The organism is Methylobacterium sp. E-041, assembly GCF_022829665.1.
In the GTDB taxonomy this organism is placed as follows: domain Bacteria; phylum Pseudomonadota; class Alphaproteobacteria; order Rhizobiales; family Beijerinckiaceae; genus Methylobacterium.
In genome coordinates this window covers 65,574-85,338 of sequence record NZ_JAKSYQ010000300.1, presented here as the reverse complement: position 1 = coordinate 85,338, position 19,765 = coordinate 65,574, and the positions used below count along the sequence as shown (strand labels likewise).

The following is a 19,765-nucleotide window of genomic DNA, read 5'->3' as shown; positions in this document are numbered from 1 at the left end:
AGCATGACGCAGGACATGACCACGCAGAGCACCGCCGTCGAGGCGACCCGCGTCGACCCGAAGCTCCTCGAGCTGCTGGTCTGCCCGCTGACCAAGGGCACCCTCGATTACGATGCCGGCCGCCAGGAGCTGATCAGCCGCTCGGCCAAGCTCGCCTACCCGATCCGCGACGGCATCCCGATCATGCTGCCGGAAGAGGCGCGCCAGCTGACGGACTGAGCCGGGGCGAGGACGAGGGCATGGCGTTCAAGGCGAAATCCGCCTCCGAGACGAAGGCGGCCGAGCTCGCATCCGCGATCGTGCGCATCGCCGACCGGGACGGCGCGCCGCTGCAGATCGGCGTCGACCGGCTGCGCCAGGGCAACCCGCGGCTGACGCCGCTGGCGATCGGCCAGCTCTACCGCAAGCATCGCGACCACCTCGACGCCGCCCTCGCCGAGCGCGGCTACACCCTCGTCGGCTATGCCGACCAGGGCCCCGGCCGCGGCATGGAGTTCGAGATCGACCCCGCCTGATACGGGACCCGGCCGGGGCGTCGAACGTGCCGCGGTACCGGCCATCGCCCGCCCGTGGTAGGGGAGGCGATGCCCCGCTGGCTTTTCCTCACCTTCGTCGCCGCCGTGGCGCTGGCCGTGCTCGGCAGCGCCATCATCGTCCTGCGCGCCCCGCCGTCCAAGCCGCCGGCCGCGAGCCTGTCCTGCGCACCGATGCCCTGCCCGGGGACCGCGCCGACGGCGTGAGCCCCGGCCGAGCGGCCTTCGCCGGCCATTTCCGCACGGGCCTCGGACGAGCCGCGGGGCCCCCCTCGCCGCCGCGGGCGGGGAGGCCTGCACGATGCGGCACCGTCGCGAAACGCCTCAGAAGAAGATCGGCCGCGCGCTCGCGTGGTGCTCGCCGAGCACGGTGCCGGTGGCGGGCTCGATCTCCTTGAGCACCACGTCGTAGCCCCAGAGGTCGGCGAGGTGCTGCAGCACGCGCCGGGCGTCGTCCTTCTGCAGGGTGATCTTGTTCAGCGCCTTGTGGTGCAGGATCAGGCGGCGGTCGCCCTCGAGGTCGACGTCCACCACCTCGATGTCGGGATCGAGCCAGGCCACGTCGTACTGGCGGCCGAACGAGCGGCGCATCTTGCGGTAGCCGCGCTCGTCGTGGATCGCGGCGACGTGCAGCTCGGGCTGCTCCGGATCGTCGGCGACGTGGAACAGCCGCATGTCGCGCATCAGCTTCGGCGACAGGAACTGGGCGATGAAGCTCTCGTCGCGGTAGTTCTCCCAGCAATCGCGCAGCACCGCCATGCCGTCGCCGGTGCCGGCGATGTCGGGGAACCACTGCCGGTCCTCCGCCGTCGGCTGCTCGACGATGCGGGCGATGTCCTGCATCATCGCGAAGCCGATCGCGTAGGGGTTGTGGCCGCTGTAGCTGCGGTCGTCGTAGTTCGGCTGGCGGATGACGTTGGTGTGCGACTGCAGGAACTCGAGATAGGCCGCCTCGCCGATCAGGCCCTTCTCGGAGAGCGCGTTCATGATCCGGTAGTGGCAGTAGGTGGCGCAGCCCTCGTTCATCACCTTGGTCTGGCGCTGCGGGTAGAAGTACTGCGCCACCAGCCGGACGATGCGCAGGATCTCGCGCTGCCAGCGCTGCAGGCGCGGGGCGACCTTCTCCAGGAAGTAGAGGATGTTCTCCTGCGGCAGCTCGAGCAGCGCCTTGCGCCGCTCGATCGCCTGGTCGGCGCGCGTCGCCCCCGCCTTCACCGGCAGGGTGCGCCACAGGTCGTTGTAGATCTGCTCGCCGTGCTCGACGCGCTCGCGCTCGCGCCGCTGCTCGGAGGCGAGGTCCGGCCGCTTCTTGCGCGGGTAGCGGTGCACGCCCTGGCTCATCAGCGCGTGGGCGGCGTCGAGCACCTGCTCGACGGCCTGATGGCCGTAGCGCTCCTCGCAGCGGGAGATGTAGGTCTTGGCGAAGTCGAGATAGTCGAGGATGCCCTCGGCGTCGGTCCACTGCCGGAACAGGTAGTTGTTCTTGAAGAAGTGGTTGTGGCCGAACGCGGCGTGGGCGATCACCAGCGTCTGCATCGTCGCCGTATTCTCCTCCATGATGTAGGAGATGCACGGGTCGGAGTTGATGACGATCTCGTAGGCGAGCCCCATTATGCCGCGGCGATAGCCGGATTCGTGCTGGGCGAAGTGCTTGCCGAACGACCAGTGCTTGTAGAACAGCGGCATGCCGATCGACGCGTAGGCGTCGAGCATCTGCTCGGCGGTGATGATCTCGATCTGGTTCGGATACCACGACAGCCCGAGCGCCCGCGCCTCGACCTCGCAGGCGTCGTGGATGCGCCGGATGGTATCGAAGTCCCAGTCGTTGCCGGTGAACAGCGGTTTTGGGGCGCCGGACGTCGCGCGTGTCTTGAGAGCAGTCATATCGCCTCCCGATCGGCCGGCCGAAGCGCGACGTACCCCCTCTCCCGTGCGGGAGAGGGTTGGGGTGAGGGGGCAGGTCCGTCCGGAGAGGTCGCCCCCCTCACCCTGTCCCTCTCCCAACCGGGAGAGAGGACCCCCGCCCCGACATGACGACCTGCGAAGCTCAAGACTCCGCCTCCGCCCGCGCGTCCTTGCGCCCGAACAGGTCGCGGAAGACGGCGTAGATCTCGCGGCGGTGGTTGACCTTGCGCATGGCGATCGGGCCGCCGGCCTTGGCGATGGCCTCGTAGGTCCGCCACAGGGTGGTGCGGTGCTCGACGAAGCCGGCGCGCGGGCCGTTCTCGTCGCCGACCTCGAGATAGGCGAAGTGCTGGCAGGCCGGCAGGATGTGGGCGCGCAACAGCTCGGTCGAGGTCGGGCCGTCGGAGGAGACGTTGTCGCCGTCCGACGCCTGCGCCGCGTAGATGTTCCAGTCGTTGGGGTCGTAGCGCTCGGCGATGATGCGCTTCATCTCCACCAGCGCTGAGGAGACCAGCGTGCCGCCGGTCTCGCGGGAGCCGAAGAAGGTCTCCTCGTCGACCTCGGTCGCCCGGTCGGTGTGGCGGATGAACACGATCTCCACGTGCCGGTAGCGGCGCGTGAGGAAGATGTGCAGCAGGATGTAGAACCGCTTGGCGAGGTCCTTCATGTGCTCGGTCATCGAGCCGGACACGTCCATCAGGCAGAACATCACCGCCTGCGCGATCGGGCGCGGATACGGCTCGAAGCGGCGGTAGCGCAGGTCGATCGGGTCGACGTAGGGGATGCGCCGCGTGCGCTCGCGCAAGCCCGCCAGCGCCTCGGCGAGGTCCGGCAGCGCCGGGTCGCCCTCGTCCAGGCCGGCGATGCGGGCTTCGAGCGCCGCCACCTCCTCGGGCTTCGGCCGCTTCAGGGCGATGCGCCGCGACATCGAGTTGCGCAGCGTCCGGGTGAGGGCGAGGTTGGCCGGCGAGCCGGTCACGGTGTAGCCGGCCCGGCGCAGCCCCTCCGTCTCCACCACCGCCAGGCGGCGCTTGGCGAGGTCGGGCAGCTCTAGGTCCTCGAGGAACAGCTCGAGGAACTCCTCCCGGGTCAGGACGAAGCGGAACGCGTCCTCGTTGTTCTCGCCGCCGTCCCCGCCCTCGCCGGAGCCGCGGCCGCCCCCGCCGCCCTGCGGCCGCTCGATGCGGTCGCCTTCCACGTAGGTCTTGTTGCCGGGCAGGATGTGGTCCTGGAGGCCGGTGCCCGGCTGGCGGGAGAAGCGCGGCTCGCGCACCCCGTCGGCCGGCACCGTGACGCGGCCGTCCTTGCCGAGGTCCTTGATGTCCTTCTCGCGGGCCGACTCGCGCACGGCCCGCTGGGCCACGTCCTTGACCCGCCTAAGGAAGCGCTGCCGGTTGGCGAGGCTCTTGCCTCCTGGATTCAATCGACGGTCGACGATGTGCATTCGGTGATCAAATCCCCGCCCGCAAGATCCGACCGGGATAACGCGCCGGCCGGTCGTCCGAAATCATGGCGGATCTCGATCAGGTCCCCGAGGGGACCGAATCATCCCGCCTGCTTCACCCGCATGTACCACTCGACCAGGCGGCGCACCTGCCGCTCGGTGTAGCCGCGCGAGACCATCCGGTCGACGAACTCGCCGTGCTTCTTCTCGGTCTCGCCGTCCTTCTTCGAGCCGAAGGAGATCACCGGCAGCAATTCCTCGACCTGGCTGAACATCCGCCGCTCGATGACCTCGCGCAGCTTCTCGTAGGACGTCCACGAGGGGTTGCGGCCGCCGTGCTGGGCCCGCGAGCGCAGGGCGAACTTCACCACCTCGTTGCGGAAGTCCTTCGGGTTGGCGATCCCGGCCGGCTTCTCGATCTTCGTCAGCTCCTGGTTGAGAAGCTCGCGGTTGAGCAATTGCCCGGTCTCGGAATCCTTGAAGTCCTGGTCCTCGATCCAGGCGTCGGCGTAGTCGATGTAGCGGTCGAACAGGTTCTGGCCGTAATCGTGGTAGGATTCGAGGTAGGCCTTCTGGATCTCGTGGCCGATGAACTCGGCGTAGCGCGGCGCCAGCTCGCCCTTGATGAACTCGAGGTAGCGCTTCTCGGTCTCGGGCGGGAGCTGCTCGCGGCGCAGCGACTGCTCGAGCACGTACATCAGGTGCACCGGGTCGGCCGAGACCTCGGTGGTGTCGTGGTTGAAGGTCGCGGCCAGCACCTTGAAGGCGAAGCGGGTCGAGATCCCGTCCATGCCCTCGTCGACGCCGGCCGAATCCTTGTACTCCTGCATCGAGCGGGCGCGGGGGTCGACCTCGCGCAGGGACTCGCCGTCGTAGACGCGCATCTTCGAGAACGCGTTGGAGTTGGCGTGCTCGCGCAGGCGCGACAGCACCGAGAACCGCGACAGCATCTCCAGGGTGCCCGGCGCGCAGGCCGCATCCGAGAGCTCGGAGCCCGAGATCAGCTTCTCGTAGATGTGCTGCTCCTCCTGCACGCGCAGGCAGTAGGGCACCTTGATCACGTAGATGCGGTCGATGAAGGCTTCGTTGTTCTTGTTGGTCTTGAAGGTCTGCCACTCGGACTCGTTCGAGTGCGCCAGGATGATGCCGGTGAAGGGGATCGCGCCGATATTCTCGGTGCCGACGTAGTTGCCCTCCTGCGTCGCCGTGAGCAGCGGATGCAGCATCTTGATCGGCGCCTTGAACATCTCGACGAACTCGAGGACGCCCTGGTTGGCGCGGTTCAGGCCGCCCGAGTACGAGTACGCGTCCGGATCCGCCTGCGACAGCGTCTCCAGCCGGCGGATGTCGACCTTGCCGACCAGCGAGGAGATGTCCTGGTTGTTCTCGTCGCCGGGCTCGGTCTTGGCGATGGCGATCTGGCGCAGGCGCGAGGGCCGGACCTTGATCACCTTGAACTGCGAGATGTCGCCCTCGAACTCGTCGAGGCGCTTCAGCGCCCACGGGCTCATCAGGCCGGTCAGGCGCCGGCGCGGGATGCCGTAGCGGCTCTGGATCTCGGCGCCCATGGTCTCGGGGTCGAACAGCCCGAGCGGGCTCTCGAACACCGGCGAGACCTCGTTGCCGGCCTTGAGCACGTAGACCGGATGGACCTCCATCAGGGCCTTGAGACGCTCGGCCAGGGAGGACTTGCCGCCGCCGACGGGCCCGAGCAGGTAGAGGATCTGCTTGCGCTCCTCCAGGCCCTGCGCCGCATGGCGGAAGAACGAGACGATCCGCTCGATCGTCTCCTCCATGCCGAAGAACTCGTGGAAGGCCGGGTAGGTCCGGATCGTCCGGTTCATGAAGACGCGGCCGAGGCGGGCGTCCTTCGAGGTGTCGACGAATTCCGGCTTGCCGATCGCGTCGAGGATGCGCTCGGCGGCGCTCGCGTACATCAGCGGCTCGTCGCGGCACGCCTCGAGGAATTCGGAGAGCGTCATCTCCGTGTCGCGGCGCGCTTCGTACCCGCGGGCGAAGCTCTGGAAAAGGTCGTTGGTCGCATGCATCGGCATTCGATAACCCTCTCAGACCGTCAACAGCTTCATCCTGTCCTGCCGCGAACGCAACCGACAGGCCCGCATTTGTCGCAGTGCGGCGAACACGGTGACGCTGCGTGTGCTGGATGCAACACCCGTCGGGCTGAAATGCGGCATCCGTCAAGCTTCCCCGTGGTCGTCCGGCCGGATCGAAAGAACGATCCGGCCGAAAAAACGTGCACTCCCAGCTTTCGGTTGCCTCCGATCAGAGATCGCTGCTGTCTTTCTTGGCATCGGTGTCCTTCTTGGCCGACGCAGCCTCGACGGTGATTTTGATATTCTGCGTCTGCACTTGACCGTCCGCGTTCTTGATTTCGAACGTCACCTCGTCGGCGCCAGTGTAGCCGGCCTTCGGCTGGTAGAAGAGACCCTGGACCGCGGTGTCCTTGTTCGGGCAGCGATAGGAAGCGGGCGTCTTCTGCTTGCCGACCTTGGTAATCAGCGCGCCGTTCTTCGGCGCGCCCGAGACCTTGAACTCCGGCATCGGGCCGGGCGAGCAATCCTTCTTCAGGTTCGGGACGATGGCGATCCGAACCGTCTTGCCGGAGGCGACGGTCTCGCTCTTGGTGATCGTCGTCTGCGCGAAGGCGGGCGCGGCCAGCAGGAGGGCGCCGGCGGCGAGCGCGCGGACGGGGCGAAGGGCGGACAGGGTGGCGCTCACGGGCGTGTCTCCGAACATCTCTTGGCGCGGCATCCGGAGCCATGGGGCCACGTGCCGGCCGAGCCGATGTGGGGATGCCCACGACGCGCGTCGAGGCCGCAGGCCCGTGCCGGCAGCCGGGACCGCGATTATTGCTGAAGCGCGGCCGCGACCACGCCGGTGACGCGGGCGATCTGCGCGGCGTCGAGCTCGCCTTCCAGGGCCGCCGCGAGGCTGCGCTCGACCCGTGCGCGCTCGCCCGCATCCGAAGTCGGGGTGACGGGGATGTCGGTCTCGTCGAGGCCGCAGACCCGGCGGATCGTCTCGGCCGCGGCCAGCAGCGCGCCGCGATCGGTCGGCCCCATCTCCCAGAGCGGGTTGCGCAGGCGGCTGACGACGCGCCGCGCGTCGCGATAATCCCGGTCGACGTGGGTCGCGGCCTCGATCTGGCTGACGAGGAACATCAGCTCCAGGACCTCGGAGGCCGCGTCGGGGCACGCGCGCACGATCCGCATCACGCGGCTGATGAGTTCCTGCGTCGGCGTCATCGAACGGCGGGGTGCGCTCATGCGGCGATCAACGCGGATCGGCCCGCAAAGTTCGCCGCGCCGTGACGCATCGCGCGGCGTCGTCGCGACGCAGCCCGGGCGCCGCTCAGGCCTCGGGCGGGGCGCGGAAGGCCGCCAGCGCCTCGCGGCAGGCGTAGAGGTCCTGCAGCGCGCCGGCCAGCGCCCCGCGGTCCAGGGCCTCATGATCCGACGTTTCGCGATTCGACCCCTCGCGATCCAGGGTCTCGGGCTCGGCGCCGTCGGGGGACGACGTGGCCGGGCCGCTCGTCTCCTGCATCACCGGCGCGGCCGCCACCGCCTCGCCGCGGCCGACCGCCTGGACGAAGCGGACGCCGTTCTCCTTGAGGACGCGCTGCGCCCCCTCGATCGTGTAGCGCTGGACGTGGAGCAGGTGGCGGATGCCCGCGACGAGCGCGACGTCGCCGGGACGGTAGTAGCGCCGCCCGCCGGCCCGCTTCACCGGCCGGATCTGGCCGAACCGGGTTTCCCAGAACCGCAGGACGTGCTGCGGCACGTCGAGGGCTTCGGCCACCTCGGTGATCGTGCGGAACGCGCCCGGATCCTTGTCGACGGGTCCGGACGCCTCGGTGAGGGCAGCGAGCGCCATGGATCGATCCGGCTACGAGGGCGGCGATGGGCGAGCGGTCAGTCGTCGGCGTGGGTGGCGCCGTTCAGGCCGTTGATCCGGGCCTTGAGCACGTTCGAGGGCTTGAACACCATCACCTGGCGCGGCTCGATCGCCACCTCGACGCCGGTCTTGGGGTTGCGGCCGACGCGCTTGCCCTTCGACCGCACGACGAAGGAGCCGAACGAGGACAGCTTCACGGTCTCGCCCTCGGAGAGGCAGGCGCAGATCTCGGACAGGACCGTCTCGACGAGGGCGGCGGATTCGGTGCGGGAGAGGCCGACCTGCTGGTAGACGGCCTCGCTCAAATCGGCGCGCGTCACCGTCTTGCCTGTCATGCCTCGACCCCTCGCGGTTCTTCTTGCCGGGAGCGGTCGTTTCCGACGTATCCCTATGATCTGCCACGCTAATCCCCGGTCGGGCCCGGGTCAACCGGGGCGGCTCCGGAAATTGTTTTCGGCTACCAGCGGATCAGCGCCGCGCCCCAGCTGAAGCCGCCGCCGATCGCCTCGATCATCACGAGGTCGCCGCGGCGGATGCGGCCGTCCCGGCGGGCCACGTCCAGAGCCAGCGGGATCGATGCGGCCGAGGTGTTGCCGTGGCGGTCGACCGTCAGCACCACCTTGTCGCGCGGGATGCCGAGCTTGTCGGCGGACGCCTCGATGATGCGGCGGTTGGCCTGGTGCGGCACGAACCAGTCGAGGTCGGCCGCCGTCGCGCCGCCCTTCTCGAGCGCGTCGACGATCACGTCCATCACCGAGCCGACGGCGAAGCGGAACACGTCCTTCCCCTCCATCCGGAGATGGCCGGTGGTGCCGGTCGAGCCCGGGCCGCCGTCGACGTAGAGCTTCTCGCGGTGGCGCCCGTCCGAGCGCAGGCTCGCGCTGATCACGCCCCGGTCGCCGCTCGCCCCCGCGGCCTCCTGCGCCTCCAGCACGATCGCGCCGGCCCCGTCGCCGAACAGCACGCAGGTGGTGCGGTCCTCCCAGTCGACGATGCGCGAGAAGGTTTCGGCGCCGACGACGAGCGCGCGCCGGGCCGCGCCGGTCGACAGGAACTTGTCGGCGGTGGAGACGGCGAAGACGAAGCCGGCGCAGACCGCCTGCAGGTCGAAGGCGGCACCCGCCGTGATGCCGAGCGCCGCCTGGATCTGCGTCGCGGTCGAGGGAAAGGTGTGGTCGGGCGTCGAGGTGGCGCAGATCACGAGGTCGATGTCGTCGCCGGTGAGGCCGGCATCGTCGAGCGCAGCGCGGGCCGCGCGGATGCCGAGCACCGACGTGGTCTCGGTGGCGTCCGCGAGGTAGCGCTGCCGGATGCCGGTGCGCTGGACGATCCATTCGTCCGAGGTGTCGACCCGCTCGGCGAGCTCGGCGTTGGTCACCACCCGCGCAGGAAGCCCTGAGCCGGTGCCGACGACGACGGAACGCAGGGTTGTCATCGGATTCCTTCCCGTCGCGACGCCGGCGCAACAACCATCGGTTGTTAGACCTGCATCGCTCCGATCTCCATCGCATTCGTTCACCGACCCCGATCCCGGGCCGGTGCAGGCGTCTCGTGCCGGTGCAGGCGTCCCACGCCGGCGAAGGTCTGGCCGGGCACCCATCCGGGCCGGGGCGAAGTCAGGCCGGCGCGAGCGTCGGCGTCTGGTCGAGCATCTCGCGGATCGTGCGCATCAGGTCGTGGCGGGCCATGTCGTGGGCGAGGTCAACGGCGGCCGCGAAGCCTTGCGCGTTCTCCGAGCCGTGGCTCTTGATGACGATGCCTTCGAGCCCGAGGAACACGCCGCCGTTGGCCCGGCTCGGGTTCATCTTCTCGCGCAGCGCGCGGAACGCCTGGCGGGCGAACAGCGCACCGATCTTGGCGGACAGCGTCCGCGTCATCGCCGAGCGCAGGTACGTGCCGATCTGCTTGGCGGTGCCTTCCGCGGTCTTCAGCGCGATGTTTCCCGTGAAACCTTCGGTGACGACCACGTCGACGGTGCCGCGGCCGAGGTCGTTGCCCTCGACGAAGCCGTGATAGGCGAAATTCGGCAGGTCGATCTCGCGCAGCAGGCGCGCCGCCTCCTTCACCGCCTCGTTGCCCTTCATCTCCTCGGTGCCGACGTTGAGCAGCCCCACCGTCGGGCGCTCGAGGTCGAACACGATGCGCGCCATGGCGGAGCCCATCACCGCCATCTCGATCAGGTGCTCGGCATCGGTGCCGATGGTGGCGCCGACGTCGAGCACCACGCTCTCGCCGCGCACCGTCGGCCACAGGCAGGCGATGGCCGGGCGCTCGATGCCGGCCATGGTCTTCAGGCAGATCTTCGACATCGCCATCAGCGCGCCGGTGTTGCCGGCGGAGACCGCGGCATCGGCCTCGCCGTCCTTCACCGCCTGGATCGCCTTCCACATCGACGACTTGCCGCGGCCCTGGCGCACCGCCTGGCTCGGCTTGTCGTCCATGGCGACGGCGTAGGTGGTGTGGCGGATCTCGACGCCGCCCTTGAGGCGCGGCTCGGCCGCCACGAGGGGGGCGACCACCGCCTCGTCGCCGAAGATCAGGAAGGTCGTCTCGGGATGGCGCTCGCGCGCGAGCGCGGCACCGGGCACGACGGTCGAGGGGCCATGGTCGCCGCCCATGGCGTCGAGCGAGATGCACACGCGTTGGGACATGAAGGGGTTGTCGCGGCCTTTGACGGAACGCCGTCGCGGGGGCGACGGCCGGGATCGGCGCGGCGGAAAATAGCGATCCAGCCCCGGCGGGCAAACGAATTCTCGCGCAGGGGCAGGGTGCGGCCCGATTTGGCGGCCGGGTTCGGCGGCCCGCGGACCCGGGAGCCCGCTACGGCTCCTCGGAGCGGAGCGTCCGCAGGACGTCGAAGGGTTTCACGTCCTCGCCGAGCTGGACCGCCTCGAACACCACCCCGGGCTTGCGCGGATAGGGGTCGATCCCGAGCGCCAGGAACTCGGCGGTCAGAAGGCCGAAGTCGATCCGCCCGCCGACGATCGGGTCGGGGATGTCGGCATCCTCCGCGTCGGTGCCGGCGAGGCGGTCGGTGTCGGTAAAGACCACCTCCACCGGCTCGGAGACCCTGGTCTCGAACGGCTCGAGGCTGACGGTGCAGACCAGCGTCACGGTGCCCTCGACGGTGCCGGTGACGACGAGGCGGCTCGTCGGGCCGGACACCGAGAACTGCCCGGCGAGGTCGCGGATCGCCGGAATCTTGAAGTCGGCGGCGAGCGCCGTGCACTCGGCCGGCGTCGCCTCGACGGTGACGGCGCCGCGGCCCTGCGGCAGCCGCGCCACGCTCACCCATCGGGACAGGGGGGTCTCGCTCACGCTCATCGGGCTTCCAGGTCGAGTGTCGGGGCATCGCCCGCATGCGGGAAGGACGGGCCGGCGCCGAGCAGGCCGTCGAGGTCGGCCTCGGCCAGCGCGCGGTCGGCGGCGAGTACGTAGTCGGCGAGGCCGGCGGCGGCTTCGGGATCCTCGCTGCCGAGCACGTTGCGGGCGAGCGCAATGCGGAGCGCGGCGGCATCGCCCGCGTCGAGCGCCGCGTCGTAATTGGCGGCGCGGCCGTAGAACGCGGCGCCGAGCTTCTTCATGCGCTTGGGCACGCCGAAATCGCCGACGCCGAGCTCGCGCAGGGACGCGTCGAGCTGGAGGAAGACCGAGTTCACGAGGTCCTGCGCCACGTCCGCCGCCGGCGCCGGCAGGCGGTTCAGGCGGCGCAAAGCCAGGATGACGTGGAGGATGAGCGATTCGAAGCGGCCCTCCACGCCGTCGGGCACGCCGAGCGCGGTGTAGAGGCCCGGCTGCCGCGAGGCCGCGTTGAGGCGCATGTGCAGGGTCTCGATGGACCGCCGCCGCGCGTCGTTGCGCCGGAAGAACCGGGTGATCATGGGGTCCGCCCTCGGCCCGGAGGCCGGCGCCCGGACCGCGCCCGGCGGAACGGCCGTGCCCGGTCGCGCAGCGTTGTGGCCTGTGGCCGAGCTTGCCTTGTCAAAGCCATAACCCCGCGGTACGGCAACCCACGGTCAAGGTGCAAGCATTCATCAGACCGCCCCTGGTGTCGCGCTCCGGCGTGCCTAGCGGCGTCCCGTCCCATCAGCAACATAGGGTGGCCGATGTCGCGCCGTCTCGTTCCGTCTCTCGCGCGCCTCGGCCTCGTCGGCCTGCTCGGCCTCGGCCTGTCGGGCTGCATCGGCGAGGAGCTTCGCCACGGCTACCAGATCGACCAAGCGGCGCTCGCCACCGTCAAGCCCGGCATGAGCCCGGAGCAGGTGCTGCAGACGCTGGGCACCCCATCCACGGTCTCCACCGTCGGCAACAAGTCCTGGTACTACATCTCCCAGAACACCTCGCGCACGGTCCTGTTCCTCGGCGAGCAGGTCGAGGACCAGAAGGTCACGGCGGTGTACTTCACCCCCGCCTTCAAGGTGGAGCGCGTCGCCCTGTACGGCCTGCAGGACGGCAAGGTGTTCGACTTCATCGAGCGCACCACGCCGACCAGCGGCGCCGACCGCGCCTTCCTGAGCCAGCTGTTCAAGGGCCTGACCAAGTACGAGCCCTTCGGCAGCGGCAACGGCGCCAGCGTGGTCCCGGGCGCCCAGCGCGGCATGTGAGGCGTCGGGCGAAGGCCCGACCCCGAACCGGCCTTCCCCCCTCTGCGGGGGGAGGGAGGCGGCCCCGCGAGGGCTCATCGTCGTGCCGACAGGACGGCCTCCACGATCTGCGCGGGTTCGGCGAACATCAGGTCGGGACGGGCCGCCGACAGGGTCGCCGCGTCGGTGTAGCCCCACGCGACGGCGCCGAAGGCGCAGCCCACCGCGCGCGCCGCGTCGAGATCGCGCAGCTCGTCGCCGACGCAGAGCACCGCACGCGGCTCGATCCGCGCATGGCGCAGCAGGCTTGCGAGACGCCGTGCCTTGCCGAACACCGACGCGCCGCAGGCGTAGCGGCCGATCCGGGCGGCGTCCGGCCCGAGCACGCGCCGGACGTTCGCCTCGGTGTTCGAGCTGAGCACGGCCGTCGCGACGCCCGCTTCGCCGAGCCCCGCCAGCATCTCCGAAGTTCCGGGAAACGGATTCAGCAGCGCGGCGTCGCGCGCGGCGAGCCCGTGCATGTGGCGGGCGATCACCGGCAGCTTCCAGCGCGGCACGCCGAGGCGCGCCATGATCGCCCGCGCCGAGAGCCTGCGGAGCTCGTCGGTCTCGTGCGCCGCGACCCGGCGGAAGCGGTAGCGGTCGGCCACCGCGTCGAGCACGCCGCAGAACCAGGGAAAGGTGTCGGCGAGCGTCCCGTCGAAATCGAGGACGACGAGGCGATATCCGCGAGCCGGGGCGGGACGGATCAGAACCGCAGGGTCTCCGCCGGGACGTCGAGGCGCAGCACGAGGCCGCTCGGCGCCCAATCGTGCTCCAGGATGCCGTCGAGCTGGCCCGTGACGCTGCGCTCGGCGAGTTCCGTGCCGAAGCCCTTGCGCGTGGGGGCCGAGGGAACGGGCGGCCCGCCGCGCTCGGCCCAGGTCAGGCGGTAGCGCGAATCGGTCCGCCGCCCGGTCAGCGTGACGGTGCCGGCCTCGTTGGAGAGCGCGCCGTACTTCACAGCGTTCGTCGCCTGCTCGTGCATGATCAGCGCCAGCGCGGTCGCCGCGCGCTCGCCGACGACCGCATCGTCGCCGTCGACGGCGATGCGGCAGCGCCCGTCCTCGGCGTAGGCCGACAGGATCAGGCGCATCAGCCCGAGGACGGTCTGGCCGCCGACCCGCGGCGCGCTGCCGGCGGAATGCGGGCGGACGTATTCGTGGGCCTGGGCCAGCGCCCCGAGCCGCTCGCGGAACGCCTTCGCGAACGGGCGCGCGCCGGGATCGCTGCGGGCGCTGAGCGCGGCGATGCCGCCGACCACGGCGAAGATGTTCTTGATCCGGTGCGACAGCTCCTTAATCAGCAGGTCGCGCGCCTCCTCGGCGCGCTTGCGCTCGCGCAGGTCGCGGGTGACCGTGCCGTAGCCGGCATGGCGGCCGGCCGCATCCCGCACGGCGAACACCGTGAACAGTACGGCGATGGCCTCGCCGGTGGCGAAGTGCCGGAACGCGAGCTCGCCCTCCCACCAGCCGTCGCGCTCGAGCGCGGGCATCGCCACGCCCTCGAGGGCTTCGCGGCTCTCGGGGGTCAGGTAGTCGGCGATCGTGGTCCGCAGCGCGGCGTCGAGGTCGGGCAGCCCGACCAGCGCCAGCGCGGCCTCGTTCAGGTGCGCGATCCGCCCGTCCTCGGCGGCCAGCCCGATGAAGTCCTTCGAGGTCTCTACGACGGCGGCGAGCTTGCGCGCGTCGGCGACCGCCTGCCTCAGGTCGTGGATGTCGGTGCAGGTCCCGAACCAGCGCTCGATCCGCCCGTCGGCGCCGCGGATCGGCATCGCGCGCCCGAGGGTCCAGCGATAGGCGCCGCTGTGGTGGCGCAGGCGGTACTCGACCTCGTAGGGCGCACCGGTCGCGAGGCTGTGGCGCCAGCGGCTCCAGGCCTCCGCCTGGTCGTCGGGATGGAACATGTCGGTCCAGCCGGCGCCGTCGGTGGAGCCGTGGGGCACGCCGGTGAATTCGTACCAGCGGTCGTTGTAGAAGTCGTGGAAGCCGTCGGGCTGCGTGGTCCAGACCATCTGCGGCATCGCCGAGGTCATCACCCGGAAGCGGCGCTCGCTCGCGGCCAGCTCGCGCTCCCGCGCGTCGACGTCGGCGAGGGTGCGGCGATGCTCGACCAGGGTCGAGACCTGGCGGGCGAGCGCGGCCAGGGTGTCGCCCTGGGCCCTGGTGAGCCCCTCGGGCCGCGCGGTGCGGTCGAGGACGCACATCGTGCCAATCGAGGCGCCGATCCGGCTGCGGATCACCGCCGCGGCGTAGAAGCGGAACCCGTTCTCGGCCCGGATCGCCGGGTTGTCGCGGGTGCGGGGATCGACGGTCAGGTCGGTGATGACGAACAGCCCGTCGGCGTGCGAATCGTCGGCCTGGAGGGCGTGGACGCAGACCGAGCGGTCGATGCCGGTCTCGCGCTCGCCGTAGCCGATCTCGGCCTTGAACCACTGCCGATGCGCATCGACGAAGCCGATCAGCGAGACCGGAACGGCGCAGACCAGGGCGGCGATCCGCGCGAGGTCGTCATAGGCCGGGTCCGGCTCGGTATCGAGGATCCGCAGCGCGCGAAGCTCCGCGAGCCGCTCGGCCTCGTTCCAGCGCTCTCGTTCGGTCGCACGCGTCTGGCTCGCAATCGTAATCGGCAGCTCCCGAATTCCCGAGCCAGAGATAGGCGGCTTGCGCCGCCGCGCCTAGGTTCGGGAACGGACGAAGCGCCGGTTTCGTTCGAAGCGGGCCGCGAGCGCCCGTTCGTGGGCGCGTTCGCGGCCCGCACCCCGACGAGGGACGGGAGCGGGCCGCGGGAGTCGCCTCAGGCCGCCTTCGCGGCGTCGAGCGTCGGGTAGTCCACGTAGCCCTCCGGGCCCTGGCTGTACCAGGTCGCGGCCACGTCCTTCTGGAGCGGGGCGTCGGCGGCGATGCGCGCGGGCAGGTCCGGGTTGGCGATGAACGTCCGGCCGTAGGCGATCGCGTCGGCCTCGCCGGCATCGAGCGCCGCCTGGCCGCTGCGGCCGTCGTAGTCGGCGTTGAGGATCAGCGCGCCGTCGAACACCCGCTTCATCGCCGGGGCGATCGGCGGATGGTCGGCCTTGCCGAAGGTGCCGTTCGGGCCGGGCTCGCGCATCTCCAGGAAGGCGATGCCGAGTTCCGACAGCGCCTTCGCCGCGGCCACGAACAGCGGCTCGGGATCGGAATCGTTGGCGCCCTGGATCGCGCCGTTGGGCGACAGGCGCACGCCGGTGCGGTCCTTGCCGGCGACCTCGGCCACGGCCTGCGTCACCTCGCGCAGCAGGCGCACGCGGTTCTCGATCGAGCCGCCGTAGGCGTCGGTGCGGTGGTTGGTGCCGTCGCGCAGGAATTCGTCGATCAGGTAGCCGTTGGCGGCGTGGATCTGCACGCCGTCGAAACCGGCGGCCAGCGCGTTGCGGGTGGCGTTGCGGTAATCCTCGAGCAGCCGCGGGATCTCCTCGACCGGCAGGGCGCGCGCCTCGGCATAAGGCTTCTTGCCGCCGTAGGTGTGCGCGTCGTCGGGCGCGGTCGTGGCCGAGGACGAGATCGGCGCGGCGCCGTCGAGGAAGTCCGGGTGGACGAGGCGGCCCATGTGCCAGATCTGGCAGACGATGCGGCCGCCCTTGTCGTGCACCGCCTTGACGATCGGCTTCCAGGCCTCGACCTGCGCCGCGTTCCAGATCCCCGGGGCGTAGGGCCAGCCGAGCCCCTCCTGGCTGATGCCGGTCGCCTCGGTGAGAATCACGCCGGCGCTCGCGCGCTGGGCGTAGTATTCGATCATCAAGGGGGTGGGCACGTGCTCGCGGGTGGCGCGTCCCCGCGTCAGCGGCGCCATCCAGATGCGGTTCTTCGCGTCGATGGCACCGACGCGGATCGGATCGAGCAGTGAAGGCATGGGCTTCCCGTGTTTGGATGGGGTGGGGGCGGCACGCCGCACCCCGTGTGACGCATAGGTGGCGGGAACGATGCCGCCCGCAAGGCACTGGACGCATGGGCGACCCTGCCGGGGTGCGCGGGCGCACATGGTGTCGCGGGCGGCCTTCCCTCCGCTCCCCGGATCACAGGATCCGGGCATGCAGGGAGCGGGCATGACGGGCGCGCATTCGCGTTCGCGCCGCGGATCGCGTATAGCTCGACGCCTCATTTCCAAGGTCTTTGCAAGAACATGGCGACGGCGTCGTTCGACACCGCCCGGCGCGCGGGCAGCGATTTCTCCGGCATCAAGAAGGCGCCCGAGTTCCGGCCCGAGCCGGCACCCGCGGCGGTGCCCGGGCAGCGCAGCTCGCTCGTCGGCCTGCCGCGGGCGGCGCTGAAGGAGCGCCTGCTCGCCGTCGGCGTCGGCGAGCGCGAGAGCAAGATGCGCTCGGGCCAGCTCTGGAACTGGCTCAACGTCCGCGGCGCGCAGGACTTCGACCAGATGACCAACGTCGGCAAGGCGCTGCGGGCGCAGCTCGCCGCCGCCTACACCCTCGACCGGCCCGAGGTGGTCAGCCAGCAGGTCTCGCGCGACGGCACCCGCAAGTGGCTGCTGCGCATGGCCCCGACCGGCCGGCACGACCACAACCGCGGCGCCGAGATCGAGTGCGTCTACATTCCGGGGCCCGACCGCGGCACGCTCTGCGTCTCGTCCCAGGTCGGCTGCACGCTGACCTGCTCGTTCTGCCATACCGGCACGCAGCGCCTGGTGCGCAACCTGTCGGCGGCCGAGATCACCGCCCAGCTCGTCGTCGCCCGCGACGCGCTCGGCGACTGGCCCGGCCTGATCCCGTCGCGCGACGCCTCGGGCAGCGGCGAGGTCGGGCGGCTCGTCACCAACATCGTGTTCATGGGCATGGGCGAGCCGCTCTACAATCTGGAGAACGTCGTCGACGCGGTGGCGACGATGTCGGACCCGGAGGGGCTCGCGCTGTCGCGCCGGCGCATCACGGTGTCGACCTCCGGCGTCGTGCCGCAGATCCGGCGGCTCGGCGAGGAGGCGCACGCGATGCTGGCGATCTCGCTCCACGCCGTGCGCGACGAGCTCCGCGACGAACTGGTGCCGCTGAACCGCAAATATCCGATCGCCGAGCTGATGCGCGCCTGCCGCGAATATCCCGGCCTCAACAACGCCCGCCGCATCACCTTCGAGTACGTGATGCTGAAAGGCGTCAACGACACCGACGGCGACGCGCGCGAGCTGGTGCGGCTGCTCAAGGGCATCCCGGCCAAGATCAACCTGATCCCGTTCAATCCCTGGCCCGGCAGCCGGTACGAATGCTCGGACTGGGAGCGGATCGAGCGCTTCTCCGAGATCGTGTTCGACGCCGGCTACGCCTCGCCGGTGCGGACCCCGCGCGGCCGCGACATCCTCGCCGCCTGCGGCCAGCTCAAGAGCGAGACCGAGAAGCTGCGCGCCCGCGAGCGCATGCTGCTCGACGCGGGCGGCGACGCGGCCGGCGCGGTCTCGGCCCAGGGCTTCTACGCCCTTCACGACGGCGAGGAATGAGGGGGCCCGGCGCCTCTCCGGTATGGGCCTTCTGGCAGAGGTAACCGTCTCTTCCCTCCCCCGCAGAGGGGGGAGGGGGGAGCCGGCCTCGGTCAGCCCTGCGGCAGGTCCGGCGTGATGCCGAGGGCGTCCATGCCCTCCTCCAGGAGGTCGCCGGCATCCGGCGTGCCGAGCAGCGTCTTCACCGCGCCGTCGCCGGCGCCTTCGCGCTCGCGGGCGAAGCGGACCGCATCGGCCCATTCCTCAGGCTCCATGTCGCCGCGGCCGACATAGAGCAGCGCCAGCAGGTCGGCGCGCTCGTCGTCGTTGAGGCCGGCGATCATGCCGCGCAGCTCCGATTCGGTGGCGTCGTCGGTGCCGGAAGTGAGCACGTCGGTGGCGCCGTCGTCGATGGCGTTGGAGCCGGAATCCGGATCGGTCGCGCCCTCCTTCACCTCGACCGCGCGCAGGCGCAGGATGATCTCGGTGACCGTATCGGGGGCGATGTCCATGTCGAGCTCCGGTTGGCGGTCCCGTCGGGGGCCTGAAGCTGCGACAACTGGCGAGAGCGGTGCCGGTTCGCCCGGCCCGGCGCCGTCGTGCTTCCGCGCGGTCGGATTTCGCCGCCCGTTCACTCCGCGGCGCCCGTGAAGAGGCGCGCACGTCGCGGCGCCACGCGGTGCTACGCTGTCGCCGGGGCGGGCACGCGCGGGGGCGGGGGATGAAGCGGGACGGGCTCGTCGGCTGCCTCGTACTCTACGCCGCGCTCTACGGCGCCTACGGCTGCATCTCGCCGATCCTGCCGAACGTGCTCGCCGCGGGCGGCCTGCCCCCGGAGCGGATCGCGATCCTGCTCGCCGCCGCGACCCTGGTGCGGCTCGTGGCGGGCCCGCTCGCCGGGCGCTCCGCCGACCGGCACGCGGCGACCCGCCCGATCCTCGCCGCCGCCTGCGGCCTCACCGCGCTCGCGGTCCTCGGGCATCTCCCCGCGCGTGGTTTCTGGCCGTTCCTCGCGGTCGGCCTCGCCTACGCGGTGACGACCGCCCCGCTGGCCCCGCTCGCCGACGTGCTCGGGCTCGCCGCGGCGCGGGGCGGCGCCGCGTTTCCCTACGGCTGGGTGCGGGGCGCCGGCTCGGCCGCCTTCATCGCCGGCGTCGGTGCCGCCGGCTGGCTGGTGCAGGGGTTCGGGCTCGCGGCCGGCCTCGTCGCCGGAGCGGTGCTGTTCGCGGCCGCCGGCGCGGCGGCGCTCGCCGGGCGGGACCCGGGCGTCGCGCGCGACCGGCCCGTCGCCGCGCCCGGGATCGGCTTCGCCGACGTCCTCCGCCTTCCCGCCTTCCGCCGCACGGTGCTGGTCGCCGCCCTGGTGATCGGCGCGCATGCGATGCACGACGCCTTCGCGATGATCCTGTGGCGCGAGGCCGGCATCGGGGCGGGCGCCGCCGGCCTGCTCTGGGCCGAGGCGGTGGCGGCGGAGGTGTTCGTGTTCCTGATCGCCGGCCCGCCGCTGCTGGCGCGGATCGGGTTGCCGGGCGGCCTCGCGGTCGCCGCCGGCGCCGGCGCGCTGCGCTGGGCGGTGCAGGCCGAAACGGTGGCGCTGCCCTGGCTCGCCGCGATCCAGTCCCTGCACGGCCTGAGCTTCGCGCTCCTGCATCTCGCCTGCCTCGGGCTGATCGAGCGGACCGTGCCGCCGGCCGCCCGCGCCACGGCGCTGACGCTCTACGGCACCGTCGGCCTCGGGCTCGCCGGCGCGGCGGCGACGCTCGCGTCCGGCCCGCTGTATTCGGCCTTCCACGGCCGCGGCTTCTGGGCGATGGCGGTGCTGAGCCTCGCCGCGCTGCCGCTCGTTCCGCGCTTGCGCCCGCCGTCGGAAGGCACGACCTCTGCGTGAC

22 protein-coding genes are annotated in these 19,765 nt (G+C 71.1%); 7 read left to right on the top strand and 15 right to left on the bottom strand.

All coding sequences use genetic code 11. The features are described 5' to 3' along the window. The first annotated feature begins 15 nt into the window (after positions 1 to 15). From MKK70_RS29695 to MKK70_RS29685, 3 genes are all read left to right on the top strand, one after another. On the top strand, positions 16 to 219 hold the full coding sequence (locus MKK70_RS29695) for a Trm112 family protein (protein WP_147725643.1): 204 nt from the start codon (positions 16 to 18) through the stop codon (positions 217 to 219). A 20-nt stretch (positions 220 to 239) separates the two neighbouring features. Next, positions 240 to 515, top strand: coding sequence for an adenylosuccinate synthase (locus MKK70_RS29690; RefSeq protein ID WP_147725635.1), 276 nt, complete (start codon positions 240 to 242; stop codon positions 513 to 515). A gap of 69 nt (positions 516 to 584) precedes the next feature. Next, positions 585 to 740, top strand: coding sequence for a hypothetical protein (locus MKK70_RS29685; RefSeq protein WP_187274747.1), 156 nt, complete (start codon positions 585 to 587; stop codon positions 738 to 740). A 117-nt stretch (positions 741 to 857) separates the two neighbouring features. On the opposite strand, the gene MKK70_RS29680 is transcribed toward MKK70_RS29685, so the two are convergent. The 11 genes from MKK70_RS29680 to MKK70_RS29630 all read right to left on the bottom strand — a co-directional run bounded on the left by MKK70_RS29680 (position 858) and on the right by MKK70_RS29630 (position 11,678). After that, positions 858 to 2,417, bottom strand: coding sequence for a SpoVR family protein (locus MKK70_RS29680; RefSeq protein WP_243951606.1), 1,560 nt, complete (start codon positions 2,415 to 2,417; stop codon positions 858 to 860). Between the two features lie 163 nt (positions 2,418 to 2,580). Beyond that, a complete protein-coding gene (locus MKK70_RS29675) occupies positions 2,581 to 3,882 on the bottom strand; it encodes a YeaH/YhbH family protein (RefSeq protein ID WP_147858878.1) in 1,302 nt (433 codons plus the stop codon). A gap of 101 nt (positions 3,883 to 3,983) precedes the next feature. Continuing rightward, on the bottom strand, positions 3,984 to 5,936 hold the full coding sequence (locus MKK70_RS29670; protein WP_147842192.1) for a PrkA family serine protein kinase: 1,953 nt from the start codon (positions 5,934 to 5,936) through the stop codon (positions 3,984 to 3,986). 229 nt (positions 5,937 to 6,165) lie between these two features. After that, complete coding sequence (locus MKK70_RS29665) at positions 6,166 to 6,621, bottom strand: Ig-like domain-containing protein (protein WP_409567408.1); 456 nt, start codon at positions 6,619 to 6,621, stop codon at positions 6,166 to 6,168. A 128-nt stretch (positions 6,622 to 6,749) separates the two neighbouring features. After that, positions 6,750 to 7,169, bottom strand: a complete 420-nt coding sequence (locus tag MKK70_RS29660) for a hypothetical protein (protein WP_187274748.1) — start codon at positions 7,167 to 7,169, stop codon at positions 6,750 to 6,752. Between the two features lie 85 nt (positions 7,170 to 7,254). Next, positions 7,255 to 7,776 carry a MerR family transcriptional regulator gene (locus tag MKK70_RS29655; RefSeq protein ID WP_243951604.1) on the bottom strand — a complete coding sequence of 174 codons (522 nt, stop codon included), beginning with the start codon at positions 7,774 to 7,776 and terminating at the stop codon, positions 7,255 to 7,257. 38 nt (positions 7,777 to 7,814) lie between these two features. Continuing rightward, a complete protein-coding gene (locus MKK70_RS29650; protein ID WP_243951603.1) occupies positions 7,815 to 8,132 on the bottom strand; it encodes an integration host factor subunit alpha in 318 nt (105 codons plus the stop codon). Positions 8,133 to 8,254: 122 nt separating this feature from the next. Then, positions 8,255 to 9,232, bottom strand: a complete 978-nt coding sequence (locus MKK70_RS29645; RefSeq protein ID WP_147725629.1) for a beta-ketoacyl-ACP synthase III — start codon at positions 9,230 to 9,232, stop codon at positions 8,255 to 8,257. A 181-nt stretch (positions 9,233 to 9,413) separates the two neighbouring features. Continuing rightward, positions 9,414 to 10,448, bottom strand: coding sequence for a phosphate acyltransferase PlsX (gene plsX / locus MKK70_RS29640; protein WP_147725628.1), 1,035 nt, complete (start codon positions 10,446 to 10,448; stop codon positions 9,414 to 9,416). A gap of 169 nt (positions 10,449 to 10,617) precedes the next feature. Further along, entirely contained in the window at positions 10,618 to 11,121 is a 504-nt protein-coding gene (locus MKK70_RS29635) for a DUF177 domain-containing protein (RefSeq protein ID WP_147842190.1), read from the bottom strand. Beyond that, positions 11,118 to 11,678, bottom strand: coding sequence for a ubiquinol-cytochrome C chaperone family protein (locus MKK70_RS29630; RefSeq protein ID WP_147842189.1), 561 nt, complete (start codon positions 11,676 to 11,678; stop codon positions 11,118 to 11,120). The genes MKK70_RS29635 and MKK70_RS29630 overlap by 4 nt, the downstream gene beginning before the upstream one ends. A gap of 225 nt (positions 11,679 to 11,903) precedes the next feature. Between MKK70_RS29630 and MKK70_RS29625 the strand changes: the two genes are divergently transcribed. Further along, on the top strand, positions 11,904 to 12,401 hold the full coding sequence (locus MKK70_RS29625) for an outer membrane protein assembly factor BamE (RefSeq protein ID WP_147842188.1): 498 nt from the start codon (positions 11,904 to 11,906) through the stop codon (positions 12,399 to 12,401). 74 nt (positions 12,402 to 12,475) lie between these two features. Here the strand turns inward: MKK70_RS29625 and MKK70_RS29620 are convergent, their stop codons facing one another. Beyond that, positions 12,476 to 13,132, bottom strand: coding sequence for an HAD hydrolase-like protein (locus MKK70_RS29620; protein WP_243951620.1), 657 nt, complete (start codon positions 13,130 to 13,132; stop codon positions 12,476 to 12,478). Beyond that, entirely contained in the window at positions 13,129 to 14,625 is a 1,497-nt protein-coding gene (locus MKK70_RS29615; protein ID WP_243951601.1) for a sensor histidine kinase, read from the bottom strand. Before MKK70_RS29615 ends, MKK70_RS29620 begins: the two co-directional genes overlap by 4 nt. Positions 14,626 to 14,763: 138 nt before the next feature. Between MKK70_RS29615 and MKK70_RS29610 the strand changes: the two genes are divergently transcribed. Continuing rightward, positions 14,764 to 15,249, top strand: a complete 486-nt coding sequence (locus tag MKK70_RS29610; protein WP_243951599.1) for a hypothetical protein — start codon at positions 14,764 to 14,766, stop codon at positions 15,247 to 15,249. Here the strand turns inward: MKK70_RS29610 and MKK70_RS29605 are convergent. Next, positions 15,216 to 16,307 (bottom strand): alkene reductase, encoded by a 1,092-nt coding sequence (locus tag MKK70_RS29605; RefSeq protein WP_243951597.1) that lies wholly within the window; start codon positions 16,305 to 16,307, stop codon positions 15,216 to 15,218. The genes MKK70_RS29610 and MKK70_RS29605 overlap by 34 nt on opposite strands. Before the next feature lie 270 nt (positions 16,308 to 16,577). Between MKK70_RS29605 and rlmN the strand changes: the two genes are divergently transcribed. Then, on the top strand, positions 16,578 to 17,897 hold the full coding sequence (gene rlmN / locus MKK70_RS29600) for a 23S rRNA (adenine(2503)-C(2))-methyltransferase RlmN (RefSeq protein WP_243951595.1): 1,320 nt from the start codon (positions 16,578 to 16,580) through the stop codon (positions 17,895 to 17,897). Positions 17,898 to 17,989: 92 nt separating this feature from the next. Here rlmN and MKK70_RS29595 read toward each other — a convergent pair whose 3' ends face one another. After that, positions 17,990 to 18,388 (bottom strand): DUF3775 domain-containing protein, encoded by a 399-nt coding sequence (locus MKK70_RS29595; RefSeq protein ID WP_147725621.1) that lies wholly within the window; start codon positions 18,386 to 18,388, stop codon positions 17,990 to 17,992. A gap of 209 nt (positions 18,389 to 18,597) precedes the next feature. Between MKK70_RS29595 and MKK70_RS29590 the strand changes: the two genes are divergently transcribed. Beyond that, positions 18,598 to 19,764 carry an MFS transporter gene (locus MKK70_RS29590; protein ID WP_243951593.1) on the top strand — a complete coding sequence of 389 codons (1,167 nt, stop codon included), beginning with the start codon at positions 18,598 to 18,600 and terminating at the stop codon, positions 19,762 to 19,764. Position 19,765: the final 1 nt, after the last annotated feature.